10 protein-coding genes are annotated in these 15449 nt (G+C 66.2%); 4 read left to right on the top strand and 6 right to left on the bottom strand.

Annotated features, from left to right (window positions below):
- From ACOJVU_RS19400 to ACOJVU_RS19390, 3 genes are all read right to left on the bottom strand, one after another.
- On the bottom strand, positions 1–1975 hold a 1975-nt coding region (locus ACOJVU_RS19400), incomplete at its 3' end, for a PE domain-containing protein (protein WP_421531262.1).
- Between the two features lie 471 nt (positions 1976–2446).
- Entirely contained in the window at positions 2447–3583 is a 1137-nt protein-coding gene (locus ACOJVU_RS19395) for an acyltransferase family protein (protein ID WP_421531261.1), read from the bottom strand.
- Positions 3580–5280, bottom strand: a complete 1701-nt coding sequence (locus ACOJVU_RS19390) for a DEAD/DEAH box helicase (RefSeq protein WP_421531260.1) — start codon at positions 5278–5280, stop codon at positions 3580–3582. Before ACOJVU_RS19390 ends, ACOJVU_RS19395 begins: the two co-directional genes overlap by 4 nt.
- A gap of 124 nt (positions 5281–5404) precedes the next feature.
- Between ACOJVU_RS19390 and ACOJVU_RS19385 the strand changes: the two genes are divergently transcribed.
- Complete coding sequence (locus tag ACOJVU_RS19385) at positions 5405–6010, top strand: LppP/LprE family lipoprotein (RefSeq protein WP_421531264.1); 606 nt, start codon at positions 5405–5407, stop codon at positions 6008–6010.
- A gap of 85 nt (positions 6011–6095) precedes the next feature.
- Here ACOJVU_RS19385 and ACOJVU_RS19380 read toward each other — a convergent pair whose 3' ends face one another.
- Together ACOJVU_RS19380 and ACOJVU_RS19375 are read right to left on the bottom strand one after the other, a co-directional pair.
- On the bottom strand, positions 6096–6455 hold the full coding sequence (locus ACOJVU_RS19380) for a hypothetical protein (protein WP_421531259.1): 360 nt from the start codon (positions 6453–6455) through the stop codon (positions 6096–6098).
- Positions 6456–6540: 85 nt separating this feature from the next.
- Positions 6541–8487 carry an MFS transporter gene (locus ACOJVU_RS19375; protein WP_421531258.1) on the bottom strand — a complete coding sequence of 649 codons (1947 nt, stop codon included), beginning with the start codon at positions 8485–8487 and terminating at the stop codon, positions 6541–6543.
- A gap of 235 nt (positions 8488–8722) precedes the next feature.
- Here ACOJVU_RS19375 and ACOJVU_RS19370 point away from each other — a divergent pair, with 235 nt between their 5' ends.
- Both ACOJVU_RS19370 and ACOJVU_RS19365 read left to right on the top strand, forming a co-directional pair.
- Positions 8723–9511: a hypothetical protein gene (locus tag ACOJVU_RS19370; RefSeq protein ID WP_421531257.1), complete on the top strand. Its 789-nt coding sequence runs from the start codon at positions 8723–8725 to the stop codon at positions 9509–9511.
- Between the two features lie 198 nt (positions 9512–9709).
- Positions 9710–13444, top strand: a complete 3735-nt coding sequence (locus tag ACOJVU_RS19365) for a multifunctional oxoglutarate decarboxylase/oxoglutarate dehydrogenase thiamine pyrophosphate-binding subunit/dihydrolipoyllysine-residue succinyltransferase subunit (protein WP_421531256.1) — start codon at positions 9710–9712, stop codon at positions 13442–13444.
- 69 nt (positions 13445–13513) lie between these two features.
- Here ACOJVU_RS19365 and ACOJVU_RS19360 read toward each other — a convergent pair whose 3' ends face one another.
- Positions 13514–14722 (bottom strand): class I SAM-dependent methyltransferase, encoded by a 1209-nt coding sequence (locus tag ACOJVU_RS19360; protein WP_421531255.1) that lies wholly within the window; start codon positions 14720–14722, stop codon positions 13514–13516.
- 200 nt (positions 14723–14922) lie between these two features.
- Here ACOJVU_RS19360 and ACOJVU_RS19355 point away from each other — a divergent pair.
- Positions 14923–15449: SDR family NAD(P)-dependent oxidoreductase (locus ACOJVU_RS19355; RefSeq protein ID WP_421531263.1), on the top strand; the 527-nt coding region annotated here is incomplete at its 3' end.

The following is a 15449-nucleotide window of genomic DNA, read 5'->3' as shown; positions in this document are numbered from 1 at the left end:
CCGGTCGAATACGAGGCGGCCCACTACGCTGAACGTGCAACCGCAGAGACGGAGGCACACCAGTAACCAAGTGTGCACGAAACTCGGGGCGGTTCATACTGCCACCAGCACCAGAGTTGTTGAAGCCTACGTTACTGCCACCAGCACCAGAGTTGTTGAAGCCTACGTTAAAGCCGCCGGTACCCGAGTTGTTGAAACCCACGTTACTGCCACCAGCACCAGAGTTGTTGAAGCCTATGTTAAAGCCGCCGGTACCCGTGTTATTGAAACCGACGTCGTTGTTGGCATTTAAGAATCCTGTGTCAAAGAAACCTGTCGAATTCGCGTTCATATAGCCAGAACTGTAGCTTCCCGTGTTGCCAAAGCCTGCATTGTAGTGACCTGTGTTGTCCCAACCCGACTCGTAGCTTCCTGTGTTCCCGAAACCCGAGACCGTACCGTGCTGACTGACCACACTGCCGATGCCGGTGTTCACGCTGCCGGAGTTCCATATGCCGGTGTTGATGTTTCCTGAGTTCCCGATCCCGGTGTTGAGAGTGCCTGAGTTAAAGAAACCCACATTGCCGGTGTATTCTCCAGCGCCCGGGCCGGAGGGGGTCAGCAAGTCCGTGCCGCCGGAGTTAAAGGCACCCACGTTCTCCACACCCGAGTTGAAGAAGCCCATATTGACATTACCGGAGTTACCCACGCCGATATTAGTAGAGCCGGCGTTATCGAATCCCAGGTCATGTGGCCCCGTGTTCAGCAACCCAACACTGTTACCGCCTGCGTTGAACATACCCATGTCGCTTTTTCCGGGGTTGAACATGCCCGAATTCGCAGAGCCCGCGTTGAATATGCCCGAATTCGATGAGCCCGCGTTGAACCACCCATTGTTGTAACTACCCGCGTTGAACAAACCCAAGTTGTCTGTGCCGGAGTTGAACACACCCATGTCTTCTGTGCCGGAGTTGAACATGCCCGAGTTCGTCCCGCCCGAGTTGAACAGGCCCGTGTTTACGCCGCCGCCGAACGCGGAGTTCCCCGAGTTGAAGAAGCCGGTGTTGCCGGTGCCGGAGTTGAACAGACCTGTGTTGCCGGAGCCGGAATTCCAGCCGCCGAAACCCATCTGGTTGTTACCGGTGAGCCCGATACCGATGTCGTGGTTTCCCGTATTGGCTAGACCGATGTTGTAGTCACCAGTGTTGGACAGACCCCAGTTGAAGCTCCCGGAGTTCCCAAGGCCGACGTTTCCGCTGCCTAAGTTCAGCCCGCCGATGCCGATCTGATTGCTACCGGTCAGCCCGATACCAATGTCGTGGCTGCCAAGGTTGCCGAACCCGAAGTCGTGGCTTCCAACGTTGCCGTACCCGATGTTGAAGCTGCCGAGGTTGCCCAAGCCGACGTTGTTGTTCCCGCTATTGGCGAATCCGATGTCGAAGTTTCCGAGGTTGCCGCTGCCCAGATTGGAGTTACCCAGGTTGCCGTTGCCAACGTTGCCCGACGAGGGGGTGGGCAGATGGGTGATGTCGTTGAGTGTGCTTCCGTTGCCGAAGCCCAAGTTCATGTTCCCGAAGTTGCCCAAGCCCCAGTTCCCGCTGCCGCGATTACCCAAGCCCAGGTTGAGATTACCGTAGTTGCCCCCACCGAAGTTGAAGCTGCCGAGGTTGCCAGAACCCAGGTTGAAGTTACCGGTGTTGCCCCCACCGACGTTGAAGCTGCCAAGGTCGCCTAGGCCCAGGTTGACGTGAACGTCTTGCGCTAACGCCTGCAACGGCGAGGCATTGGCGATCTCCGCAGCCGCGTACGTGAATGCCCCGACGTTCAACGCCTGCACGAACTGCCCGTGAAACGCTGCGGCCCGCGCGCCCAGCGCCTCAAACTCCCGACCGTAGTTACCGAACACCGCCGAGACCGCCACGGATATCTCATCTTGGGCCGCGTTGAGGATCTGCGTGGTCGAACCCGCCGCAGCCGCGTGTGCTTCCTGGATCACCTATCCAATGTTTGTGAGGTTGGCGGACGCTGCGGCCAGAGCATCAGGAGAAGCGACGACAAAAGACATTTCCGGCTCCCATCATGGTGGGCAATACAGGAGTTCTCAATCAAAAATCAAACAGTAACGTACGCTACATTGGCGGCTCAGCACCCTTTCTGTCAATCTGGGTTGAAGCACCCGCTCTCCGGAAATCATTGACCCGAGCACGGGGATAAAGACAAAGAGAGCCCCCGAGATGGCGAGCAAGCTGGAGATCCTGGCCGCCTACGACGCAGTACCCGGCGGCGAGAAAGGTGCGATGCTGCGCCGCGATTGCCCGAATTCAGGCACATCACCGAGTGGCGCAAAGTGCCGTCGACAGGCCACCCAACCGGCTAACGCCAAACCCGAACTCGTGGCCAAGGCCCTAAATGAGTTGTGGTCATCGAGATATAAAAATTGCACGGCCCGTCATCGGGCGCTCGCAGCTTACTCCCGCACGCGCGTGCAACGGTGCAGCAGCCACGCCGGCGGGATCGTCAGCGCCAGGGTCGCGACGAACAGATACAGCATCGAGCCGGTGTAGACATGGGCGCGCACGATGTAGACCATCGCGAATTCCATCGTGATCAGGTGGATCAGGAAGATCTCGTAGGAGATCTCCCCCAGCCACACCATCGGCCGGGTCGCCAGCAGCCCGCAGTACCAGCCCCGGTCACCCAGGGCCAGCGGCGCCACCGCCAGCGTGGCGATGACCGCGTAGAACACCGTCTTGACCACGGCTTCGCGCAGCGACGCCGGCGACGTCGTCGGCGCGCCCGCGATGGGGGTGGAGACGATGAAGTAGCTGACGATCGCCAAAGGTATGGCCACGAAGGCGTAGCCGCGCACGCCCATCCCCTGCAGTACCGCCAGCGCCATGCCCCCCAGGAACCAGGCCAGATACGTCGGCAGCCACAGCCGGGCGCCGTCGGGAAACGCTTTGTCGGTGTGCACCAGGACCAGCCACGCCGGGCTGCACAACGCCAGCCCCGCCAGGGCGCCCAGCATCAGCCGCGGCCGCCACCGTCGGCGGCAGACCAGCACCAGCAGCGCATAGGCCAGCAGCGGCAGCACGACGTAGAAGGACGCTTCCACCGCCAGGCTCCACATCTGCGTCAGCCCCTGGTGCAGATACTTGCCCAGGTAGCCGTCGCAGTAGATCTGCGTCAGGGTCAGGTTGCGCGCCAGCCCCAGCCAGCTGTGCCCCGGGTTGGGTCCGGCCGCCCGGAAGTGATAGAGCACATAGGCGAACACCACGGTGATCACGTAGGCGGGCATGATCCGCCTGACTCGATGCCGCCCATAGCGGCTCAGCGAGGGCGGCGGACCGCCGGTGGCGGCCGCTTTCACCCACGGGCGAAACAGCAGAAAGCCCGAGAGCACGAAGAAGATCGGGACGCCGATCTCCAGCCGGGCGCCGACCAGGCCCCAATAGCCGTGGGTGTACTTGCCGGTGGTATAGGCCGCGTGGGTGCCGACAACCAGGAGAGCCGCGAGGGCACGGATGCCGGTCAGCGAGGCGACCCGGTCGACGTGCGAGACCTGTTCCAGGCCGCCCTGTTCGACCTCCTCGGACAGGGTCATCGGGGGTTTTTCCTGCGGGGTTTGCCGCCGTCGTGGCGGGTCCTCGCGGGGGGCCTCCCCGACGACCGCTCCGGTTGCAGGTCGATGAGCACACCCGAGATGCGGGTGTGCTCAAGCCTTTTCAAGGTCGCTTTGGGAAGCTTGGCCGGTAGTTCCACCAGCGAGAAGTCCGGTCCGATCGAGATGTGGCCGAAATCGCTGCGATGCAGACCGCCCTCGTTGGCGATGGCGCCCACGATCGCGCCGGGGCCGATCTTGTGCCGCTTGCCCACGGCGATCCGGTACGTGGTGAAGGCCCGCATGTGCCGGGGCTTCTCGGCATGCTCGCGGCGCTCGCGGCGCTGCTCAGGCGGGGGTTCGGGCGCCATCAAAAACGCCTCGCCGTCGCGGGACTGCAGCGCCAGCGCCGCCGCGATGTCGGCCATCGGCACGTCGTGCTCGCGTTCGTAGTCCTCGACGAGCCGGCGGAACAACTCGAGGCCGGGGGCGCCGAGCGCGTCGGTGATGGAGTCGGCGAACTTCACCACCCGCTGCGCGTTGACGTCCTCGACACTGGGCAGCTCGGCTTCGGTGAGCGTCTGGCGCGTGGCCTTCTCGATGGCTTTGAGCAGGTGACGCTCGCGCGGCGACACGAACAGCAGCGCGGTTCCGCTGCGCCCGGCCCGCCCGGTGCGCCCGATGCGGTGCACGTAGGACTCGGTGTCATGCGGGATGTCGTAGTTCAGCACGTGGGAGATGCGCTCGACGTCCAGGCCTCGGGCTGCGACGTCGGTGGCCACCAGGATGTCGATGTTCCCGGCTTTGAGCGCGGCAATGGTCCGCTCACGTTGAGCCTGGGGAATATCGCCGTTGATGGCGGCCGCGGAAAACCCACGCGCCCTAAGCTTTTCGGCGACCTCCTCGGTGGCCTGCTTGGTGCGCACGAAGACGATCATCGCCTCGAACGGCTCGACCTCCAGGACGCGGGTCAGCGCGTCCATCTTGCGCGGGCCGGCCACCTGGATGTAGCGCTGCGAGATGTTCTCGGCGGTAGCCGTTTTCGCCTTGGAGGTGACCTCGAACGGGTCGTGCAGGTATTTGGTGGTGATCTTGCGGATCGCGGGCGGCATGGTCGCCGAGAAGAGGGCCACCTGCTTGTATTCCGGAGTTTCGGACAGGATGCGCTCGACATCTTCGGCGAAACCCATGGTGAGCATCTCGTCGGCCTCGTCGAGCACCAGGTAGTCGACGCACGAGAGATCGAGCGTCCCGCGCTCCAGGTGGTCGATGACCCGGCCGGGGGTACCGACCACCACCTGCGCGCCGCGACGCAGCCCGGCCAACTGCACGGTGTAGGACGAACCGCCGTAGATCGGCAGCACGTTCACCTCGGGCAGGTGCGCCCCGTAGCGGCTGAACGCCTCGGCGACCTGCAGAGCAAGCTCCCGGGTGGGCGCCAGCACCAGCGCCTGGGTCGCTTTGCTGCTCACGTCGATCCTGGATAGGATCGGCATCGCAAACGCCGCCGTCTTGCCGGTGCCGGTCTGGGCCAGGCCCACCACGTCGGAGCCCGCCAGCAGCGCCGGGATCGTGGCAGCCTGGATGGCCGTCGGGGACTCGTAGCCGACGTCGGCGGCCGCCCGCACCACCGCGGGATGAATCTGCAGCTCGGCGAACGTGGTGGGGGCAGCCTCGGGTGGGCTGTCGGGGAGGGTCATTGTCCATGCAGCTTAGTGGCCGGACCGGCCCCGGTCATGCCCGGAGCGGCGGGGCCGGCGGCGACCGGTGACTGCGACCACACCCGCGGCAGGGTATGGCATGCCTGCCGCACCCGCGTGCCCGATGACGGTACGGTGCGTCGATGTGGGACTGCTATCCAGCCGCGCGCTGACAGGCTTGACCGCCGCCGCCGTTGCCGTGGCGATGACGGGCTGCGGTTCGGGGGATTCCACGGTCGCAAAAACACCGCAACGCCGATCGACCACCGCGACCGCGTCGATCACGGCCCCGATCTCGCCCCCAACCGCGCAGGCCACCGCGCCGGGCACCAGCGCGGCCCCGGCCGACCCCTGCGCGGTCAACCTCGCCTCCCCCGCCATCGCCAAGACAGTCTCGGAACTGCCCCGCGACCCGCGCAGCGCGCAGCCCTGGAACCCCGAACCGCTGGCCGGCAACTACAACGAGTGCGCCCAGCTGTCGGCGGTGATCCTGCAGGCCAACACAAACACCGACCGTCCCGCCACCCGGGCGGTGCTGTTCCACCTCGGCCAGTTCATCCCGCAGGGCGTGCCCGACACGTACGGCTTCAACGGCATCGACGCGTCGCAGACCACCGGCGATACGGTGGCGCTGACGTATCCGAGCGGCATCAACGGTCTTGCGACCGACGTACGTTTCCACTGGAACGGCAATGGAGTGGAGCTGATCGGCAACGCTCCCGGCCGCTGACCGAGCCGGCAGCGGGCAACGACCGGGACCCGGGGCGGCCGGGGATCACCAGCGCGGCCGGGACCAGCCGGCGCCCGGGCGGGCGTCAACCACTCACCTGCAACGGAAGCGAGATCGCTCCAGAGCCGCCCGTCACCACCAACACCCAACGGCCATCGATCGGCAGAGGCACCTCGACGTCGAAATAGGCGAATCCGATTTCGCCTCCGGCTGCGGCATCCGGCAGCTCGTAGGCGATGGTCAGCGGCTCGACACCCGCTGGGGGCCTGATCTCCACTTCGATTTGCCGGACGGGGCTATCGGTTTCGGTCTGCGTGAGCACCACAAGCGCAAACCGGGCCAATCGGTCAGGCCCGACCACGAATCCAGAGAGCACACCGCCCGACACGCTGAGTTTGTTGTCCACCACCGAAGCCGCTTCGGCGAGAAAAGCACCGGTGATCACATGCCGAAGTTACCGTGCTTTCGGCCGTTGGCGGCGGTCGAGGGGCACAACGGCAAGCCGCGCGGCCGGTCGACGCCGGCCGGGTCTAGCCGCCGGAGCAGTGCCGCCCGTGTCCGGTCGCGCCGCCGTCGGGATCCGGACGATAGTGCCGCCCCTTCGGACCGCCCCCGGTCTCGCGCGAGACCGCGCCGGTTGCCCGCGTCGCAACCCGGGCAGCCGGTCGCGGGCCCTGCTCGGTGTCCAGGTCAAAGCCGTTGTTCCCCACTCCATCCGGCGCGACTGAGGCCGGACTGGCAGAACCGGTCGACTCCTGCGGCGCCCCGGTGGCGCGCTCCCGGCCGGTGCGGACACCGCCGGCCCCGGCGCCGGCGCCTGGGCGAAGTATCACCTCGACGTAGTCGTCGTCGTCGTAGTCGTAGTCGTAGTCGTAGTCGTAGTCGTCGTAGTCGTAGCCGTAGTCGTCGGCCGCAGGTGGAGCCGGGTCGGCCGCCTTGCCTCCGCGCTGCATCACCGAGGGCGCGAACCCGACCAGGAACAGCGCCGCGACGATCCCGAACAACGCGACGAACGCCGGCAGCAGCATCGACTGCGCCATCGCAGCCGCGAACGGGTCACGCAGGAACGCGGGGAGTCGTAACGCCGCGGTGCGCTGCGGAATCCCCACATGCGGCGGCATCTCGGCGCCGATCCGCGACGTCATGAACGCGGCCATGCCGGCGCTGCCCAGCACCGCGCCGATCTGACGGACCGCGTTGTAGACCCCGGAGCCCGCACCGGCCAGGCGCGGCGGTAGGTTTCGCGTCGCGGTGGCGGTCAGCGGCGACCACACGAACGCGTTACCCACGCCCAACACCACAAACGGCAACACCAGCCGCCAGATCGGCGTCTCCGGGCGCATCTCGAACGACAGCCAGGTCAGCGCGATCGCGAACATCGAAAAGCCGAAACCGAGCAGCGGCCGAGGGTGGTATCGGTCGACGAGCCTGCCCACGAACGGCGCGAGCACGCCTGCCGCGACCGCCATCGGGGCGATCAGCAAAGCCGAGCGGGCCGGCGACAGCCCGCAGACCGTCTGGGCGTAGAAGGTGACCGGCAAGATCATCCCTGTCGTCGCGAAGGCGGTGATCGCCACTCCGACGGCGCACAGACCGAAATCCCGGTCGGCGAAGATGACCAGCGGAACCAGCGGCTCCTGGTGGTTGACCGACTGCCAGTAGACAAAGGCGCAGACCAACCCGGCGCCGGCGACGAGCATCGCCCAGATCCAGGGCTGCCAATGCGCGGCCTGACCCTGCTGCAGGGCGAAGACGACGAGGAGTATGCCCGCTCCCGACAACCCGACGCCGACCGGGTCGAACCGGTGCACCTGGGTGGGCAGAGCCGGAACCAGCCATACCGCCAAGCCCAGCCCGACGACGCCGATGGGGACATTGACGAAGAAGATCCACTCCCAGCCCAGCCCCTCGACCAGCAGACCGCCGGCCAGCGGCCCCACCAGGCTGGCGACGCCGGCGGTGGCGCCCCACACGCTGATCGCCACACCGCGGCGATGCGCCGGGAAGATCCGGGTGATCGTCGACAGGGTCTGCGGGGTCAGCACACCGGCGCCAACGCCCTGCACGACACGCGCGGCGACCAGCATGCCGGCGCTGCCCGCCAGCCCGCACCACAGCGAGGCGACCGTGAACACCATCAGACCGATCAGATAGAGATTCTTGGGGCCGAACCGGTCACCGAGCCGCCCCGCCACCAGCAACACCACCGCATACCCCAGCAGGTAGGCGCTGGTCACCCACACCACAGCGTCGTACCCGATGCGCAGGTCGGCCATGATGGTCGGGTTCGCGATCGCGACGATCGTCGAGTCGACCATGATCATGAAGAAGCCGATCATCATCACCCACAACGCCCACCAGGGATTTCCGGACCTCCCGGCTTCCCCCGGGAGCCACCGGGACCGGCGGGGCACGGCGTCGTGACCGGGCCCCGCACGCCGGTTCCCCCGGGACGGCAGGGACGTCGCGGTGCCCATCTACCACCTCGTTCAATTCTCGACGTTCAACTCGTGACGGTGGTGGCCCCATCATCAGGACCGGCACAGGACCGGCACAGGGCCGAATCGGGACGACCCCCAGTGCCCACACCGCGTGCGGGGCCATTATCCCGGTTGTATCCCGGTTGCGGTGACGGACCACGCAGCCGCGGATCCCGTGCCGGACGCCGAGGCGCGTTAGCCTGAAATGAACGCCATTCGCAGGAGAGACGAAATGCGGGCCCGACGGAACAGGTCTCAAAGGTCTTACGGCCGATTGCCGAACAGGTCCGGCGCAGAGCAACAGCCGCGCCCGATCAACGGTCGGCCGCAAGCGTCCGCGCGGGCGCTGGCGCAGGTGATCGAGCGGAGTGCGCGGATACAGGGCCCTGCAGCCGAGGCCTATGTCTCCCGTCTGCGCTCCGCCCACCCGGGGATCAGCCCCGCCGAGGCCGTCACCAAGCTGCAGCGCCGCTACGTGGTCCTGGTCACGTCCGGCGGAGTCGCGGTGGGGGCGGCGGCAACCATCCCCGGCATCGGCACGCTGAGCGCGCTGTCGGCGGCCGCGGCGGAAACCGTCGCGTTCCTGGAGGCCACGGCCTTCTTCGTGCTGGTGATGGCGGCGGCATACGGCATTCCCGCCGAACACCGGGAGCGGCGCCGCGCGTTGGTGCTGTCGGTGCTGGTCGGCGACAACAGCAAGCAGGCGGTCGCCCCGGTGATCGGCCCGTCGCGCACAGGCGGCGGCTGGATCGCCGAGGCCGTGGCCGCGCTGCCGCTGTCATCGATGTCGGGGCTGAACTCGCGGCTGCTCAAGTCGTGGGTGAAGCGGTGCGCGATGCGGCGCAGCGCTTTGGTGTTCGGCAAGCTGCTGCCGGTGGGCATCGGCATCATTGTCGGGGCCGTTGGCAACTATCTCGCGGGCAGGAAGATCGTCCGCAACGCCCACCAGGCTTTCGGCCCGCCGCCGGTGCGCTGGCCACGCACCCTGCACGTGGTGCCGCCGATCTCCGAGACGGGCTGAAAGCCGGTCGGTAGCCGGTTTGGCGGACTTACCCGGCCCGTCTGGCGAATCGGCGGGGAGGGGTTAGCCTTTATGGGGCGGAAACGGTGAGGACCAGCGCCGTGAGGCTCCTCGCCGGCCGGGGCGCACACGTAACGGGCGCTGTGGGACGGAACTCACGGCTCCTGCAGGACACAAGGATTGAGGCGAGAAGCGGCCGTGAACAACGTATCGCCATTCGGGCAGAACGAATGGCTGGTCGAAGAGATGTACCGCAAGTTCCGCGAGGACCCCTCGTCGGTCGACCCGAGTTGGCACGAATTCCTCGTCGACTACAACCCTGAACCGAACGTCAACCCCGAACCCAACGCCGGCGCACCCGCGGGCGTCCCGAAGACCACCGACACGCCGCCGGACGCGGCCGCCCCGTCGGCAAAGCCCGCGCCGCCGGCGAAAAGCGATGAAGCCCCCGCACCAGCCGGCAATGGTGCCGGGGCTGGGTCGACGGCCGCACCGTCCGCCAAACCACCGGCCAAGGCCGCCACCGCCCCCCCGGCCGACGTTGACCAGGTGCAGGTGCTGCGCGGCGCCGCCGCGGCCGTGGTCAAAAACATGTCCGCGTCGCTGGAGGTGCCGACGGCGACCAGTGTTCGGGCGGTGCCGGCCAAGCTGCTCATCGACAACCGGATCGTCATCAACAACCAGCTCACGCGCACCCGCGGCGGCAAGATCTCGTTCACCCACCTGCTGGGCTACGCGCTGGTGCAGGCGATCAAACAGTTCCCGAACATGAACCGGCACTACGCCGAGGTGGACGGCAAGCCCAATGCCGTCACGCCGGCCCACACCAATCTGGGCCTGGCGATCGACCTGCAGGGCAAGGACGGCAAACGCTCTCTCGTGGTAGCCGGAATCAAGGGTTGCGAGGAGCTGCGGTTCGCTCAGTTCGTCACCGCCTACGAGGACATCGTCCGCCGGGCCCGCGACGGCAAGCTGACCGCCGAAGACTTTGCCGGCGTGACGATTTCGTTGACCAACCCCGGCACGATCGGCACCGTGCACTCGGTGCCCCGGCTGATGGCCGGCCAGGGCGCCATCATCGGCGTCGGCGCCATGGAGTACCCCGCCGAATTCCAGGGCGCCAGCCAGGAACGCATCGCCGAACTCGGCATCGGCAAACTGATCACCCTGACCTCGACGTACGACCACCGCATCATCCAGGGCGCGGAGTCGGGCGACTTCCTGCGTGCCATCCACGAGATGTTGCTGTCGGACGGCTTCTGGGACGAGATCTTCCGCGAACTGGGCAATCCGTACCTCCCGGTGCGGTGGAGCACCGACAACCCGGACTCCATCGTCGACAAGACGGCCCGCGTCATGGAGCTGATCGCGGCCTACCGCAACCGTGGCCACCTGATGGCCGACATCGACCCGCTGCGGTTGGACGGCAGCCGGTTCCGCAGCCACCCCGACCTCGAGATACTCAACCACGGGCTGACCCTGTGGGACCTGGACCGGGTGTTCAAGGTCAACGGCTTCGCCGGGGCCGAGTACAAGAAGCTGCGCGACGTACTGGGCCTGCTGCGCGACGCCTACTGCCGCCACATCGGCGTGGAGTACACCCACATCCTCGAACCCGAACAACAGGAGTGGCTCGAGCAGCGGACCGAGACCAAGCACGTCAAACCGACCGTCGCCGAACAGAAGTACATCCTGAGCAAGCTCAACGCCGCCGAGGCGTTCGAGACGTTCCTGCAGACCAAATACGTGGGGCAAAAGCGGTTCTCGCTGGAAGGCGCCGAGAGCTTCATCCCGATGATCGACGCGGCGATCGACCAGTGCGCCGAGCACGGCCTCGACGAGGTGGTCATCGGGATGCCGCACCGGGGCCGACTCAACGTGCTGGCCAACATCGTGGGCAAGCCGTACTCGCAGATCTTCAGCGAGTTCGAGGGCAACCTCAACCCCGCGATGACGCACGGCTCCGGTGACGTCAAGTATCACCTCGGCGCCACCGGCGTGTACCTGCAGATGTTCGGCGACAACGACATCGCGGTGTCGCTGACCGCCAACCCGTCACACCTGGAAGCCGTGGACCCGGTGTTGGAGGGCCTGGTGCGGGCCAAGCAGGACCTGCTCGCCGGCGACGGCGACGACCCCGAAGGCCGCGCCTTCTCGGTGGTGCCCCTGATGGTGCACGGGGACGCCGCGTTCGCCGGCCAGGGCGTGGTCGCCGAGACGCTGAACATGGCGAACCTGCCCGGCTACCGCGTCGGCGGAACCATCCACGTCATCGTCAACAACCAGATCGGCTTCACCACCGCGCCGGAGTATTCGCGTTCCAGCGAGTACTGCACCGACGTCGCCAAGATGATCGGGGCGCCGATCTTCCATGTCAACGGCGACGACCCGGAGGCCTGCGTGTGGGTGGCCAAGCTCGCCGTGGACTTCCGCCAGCGGTTCAACAAGGACGTCGTCATCGACATGCTGTGCTATCGCCGGCGCGGCCACAACGAGGGCGACGACCCGTCGATGACCAACCCGGCCATGTACGACGTCGTCGACATCAAGCGCGGGGTGCGCAAAAGCTATACCGAAGCCTTGATCGGACGCGGCGACATCTCGATCAAGGAGGCCGAGGACGCACTGCGCGACTACCAGGGCCAGCTGGAACGGGTCTTCGCCGAGGTGCGCGAGCTGGAAAAGCACGGCGCACGGCCCAGCGAGTCGGTGGAGGCCGATCAGATGATCCCCAAGGGCCTGTCCACGGGGGTGGACAAGGCCCTGTTGGCCCGCATCGGCGACGCGTTTCTGGCGCTGCCCGACGGATTCACCGCGCACCCGCGCGTGCAACCCGTGCTGGAGAGGCGCCGGGAGATGGCGTATGAGGGCCGGGTCGACTGGGCCTTCGGCGAGCTGCTGGCGCTGGGTTCGCTGGTGGCCGACGGCAAGCTGGTGCGGCTGTCCGGGCAGGACACCAGGCGCGGCACGTTCTCGCAGCGGCATTCGGTGATCTTCGACCGCAAGAACGGCGAGGAGTTCACCCCGTTACAGCTGCTGGCGACCAACCCCGACGGCACCCCCACCGGCGGGAAGTTCCTGGTGTACGACTCGCCGCTGTCGGAGTATGCGGCGGTCGGCTTCGAGTACGGCTACACCGTCGGCAACCCGGACGCCTTGGTCCTGTGGGAGGCGCAGTTCGGCGATTTCGTCAACGGGGCGCAGTCGATCATCGATGAATTCATCAGCTCCGGTGAGGCCAAGTGGGGGCAGTTGTCCAACGTGGTGCTGCTGCTGCCACACGGTCACGAAGGGCAGGGCCCGGACCACACGTCGGGGCGGGTCGAGCGCTTCCTGCAGCTGTGGGCGGAGGGCTCGATGACCATCGCGATGCCCTCGACGCCGTCGAACTACTTCCACTTGTTGCGCCGCCACGCCCTCGACGGGGTGCGGCGCCCGCTGATCGTCTTCACGCCCAAGTCGATGCTGCGCAACAAGGCCGCGGTCAGCGACGTCAAGGACTTCACCGAGATCAAGTTCCGCTCGGTGCTCGAGGAGCCCACCTACGAGGACGGCGTCGGCGATCGCGGCAACGTCACCAGGATCCTGCTGACCGCGGGCAAGCTGTACTACGAGCTGGCGGCGCGCAAGGCCAAGGACGTCCGCGACGACGTGGCGATCGTGCGCATCGAACAGCTCGCCCCCCTGCCGATGCGCCGGCTCCGCGAGACGCTGGAGCGCTACCCGAACGCCGGCGAGTTCTTCTGGGTGCAGGAGGAACCGGCCAACCAGGGTGCGTGGCCGCGCTTCGGCCTGGAGCTGCCGGAGCTGCTGCCCGACAAACTGACCGGGCTCAAGCGCATCTCGCGCCGCGCGATGTCCGCGCCGTCGTCGGGCTCGTCGAAAGTACACGCCGTCGAACAGCAGGAGATCGTCGACACCGCGTTCGGGTAGACCGGACCGGCCGCAGCGCACGCCGGGCCGGTCAACCCGCACGCCGGGCCGGTCTATCGGCACATCGCGCTATCGGCACATCGCGAGGAAATCCAGGCGCCACAGCGACTGGAACAGCTTGCGTCCGAAATTCTCGGGGTCGCCCACTCCGGCCCGCCGCGATCCCGTCTGCGCCACCGACTCGGCGATCTGTCGGATGGTGCGCCGGCCGTCGACGTTCTGCACGAAGGGCAGTTGTGCCGCGTTGAGCGGCATGCTCCAGTCCGGCCGGCAGATCTCAGTGCCGGACAGGCCGCAGCGCATGCGCATCGCCGGGATGTAGTCCAAGGACTCGTCCGTCGAAAAGTCGACGACGTACGATTCTTTCGGTCGATCTGGGCGGCAGGCCATGAAAAAATGGCACGCGTTCAGAGTTTGGATCCGCTCCATGACGGACCAGATCTTGCGCTCGGACAACTCGTTGGCGACGCGGTGGAAATCGCTCGTGGGCGCAACCGAATGGTGCGGATAGTACGGCGCATTGAAATACCATCCCTGAAACGCCAGGCCTGCCGTGTCAACAAGATCAATGCATTCTTCGACGGTGTAGCTGCGCTGGCGACCGTGCAGGAAAGTATCCACCAGGGCGGCGTCGGAGGATTGCAGATCACGCGCTACCCGAAGATAGCTCTGGACCGGGTGGTCGGCCGGCAGCATCGCGATGGTGTCCTTGATGATGCGGACCGACGCCTCGTCTTGGGACAGTCCCATGTCGCGAAAAAGCGATTCCAACAGCTCGACGCCGATACGGCCGTATTTTGCGTACAGCATGACGGCCAAGGCGCCGTCTGGACGCAGACAGCCGCCGAGCGCCTGCATACCTGCCGCCGGATCCGCAAGGTGGTGCAACACTCCGGTCGACACAATCAGGTCGAATTCGAGCCCCAGGCTCGAGACCTCTTCGATCGGGAGCCGCTTGGGCTCGAGGTTCCACAGGCCGTGCTTGTCCTTGAGATAGTGAACATGGTCCAGTGACGGCTGGCTGATGTCGATGGCCACCACTCGTGCGGTGGGGTTCGAATACGCGAAAGCCGCAGCCTGATTGGTTCCGCAGCCGGCGATCAAGATGTCGAGATCCGTCTTGTACTGCCGATCCGGCCATAAAACCCGGTGGGCGTGGACCGGATCGAACCACTCCCAGTTACCGTCGAGCCACACTTCGAGGTCGTTGATGGGTTGCGGGTATCGCCACCGCTCGTACTGGCGGTTGACGACATCCGCGCGTGGATCGTCGTTCATTTCCGTCCTGGCTCCTTCGGCCCGTCGATCGAGGATCGCCCGGGAGACTGCCGGAGTCTGTCAGACTACGTTGCTCACGGTGGCGCTGTGACGTGTCTCTCCCCACACCTGCAGTTCCACACACCCGCAACCTGACCTAGCCGGTACCGGCAGTACCGGCTAGCCTCGGCGAGAGCCGACCGACAAGGAGGAGCATGTTCATGCAGGGTTTCGCCGGGAAAGTCGCCGTGGTCACCGGCGCGGGCTCGGGTATCGGTCAGGCGCTGGCCATCGAGCTGGCCCGCTTGGGCGCCAAGCTGGCGATCAGCGACGTCGACATGGAAGGACTAGCGGATACCGAGCAGCAGGTCAGGGCGCTCGGGGCCGCGGTGAAGTCCGATCGGCTCGACGTGACCGAGCGCGAGGCGTTTGTGGCCTACGCCGACGCCGTCGCCGAGCACTTCGGCACAGTGAACCAGATCTACAACAACGCCGGCATCGCCTTCACCGGTGATATCGAGATCAGCCAGTTCAAGGACATCGAGAAGGTGATGGACGTCGACTTCTGGGGCGTCGTCAACGGCACCAAGGCATTCCTCCCGCACCTGATCGCCTCCGGCGACGGGCACGTCGTCAACATCTCGAGCGTGTTCGGGCTGTTCTCGGTGCCGGGGCAGGCCGCCTACAACTCGGCCAAGTTCGCCGTCCGCGGCTTCACCGAGGCGCTGCGCCAGGAGATGATCCTGGC

The sequence above is a fragment of the Mycobacterium sp. THU-M104 genome, assembly GCF_049197365.1.
Taxonomy (GTDB): Bacteria; Actinomycetota; Actinomycetes; order Mycobacteriales; family Mycobacteriaceae; genus Mycobacterium.
The sequence above is the reverse complement of the archived record's forward strand: the minus strand, read 5'-3'. Positions and strand labels throughout refer to the sequence as shown.

Excerpts from the sequence above, each read along its gene's own strand:
- ACOJVU_RS19360 (WP_421531255.1), bottom strand. The coding sequence starts at position 14,722 with ATGAACGACGATCCACGCGCGGATGTCGTCAACCGCCAGTACGAGCGG.
- ACOJVU_RS19375 (WP_421531258.1), bottom strand. The coding sequence starts at position 8,487 with ATGGGCACCGCGACGTCCCTGCCGTCCCGGGGGAACCGGCGTGCGGGG.
- ACOJVU_RS19390 (WP_421531260.1), bottom strand. The coding sequence starts at position 5,280 with ATGACCCTCCCCGACAGCCCACCCGAGGCTGCCCCCACCACGTTCGCC.
- ACOJVU_RS19370 (WP_421531257.1), top strand. The coding sequence starts at position 8,723 with ATGCGGGCCCGACGGAACAGGTCTCAAAGGTCTTACGGCCGATTGCCG.
- ACOJVU_RS19395 (WP_421531261.1), bottom strand. The coding sequence starts at position 3,583 with ATGACCCTGTCCGAGGAGGTCGAACAGGGCGGCCTGGAACAGGTCTCG.
- ACOJVU_RS19385 (WP_421531264.1), top strand. The coding sequence starts at position 5,405 with ATGACGGTACGGTGCGTCGATGTGGGACTGCTATCCAGCCGCGCGCTG.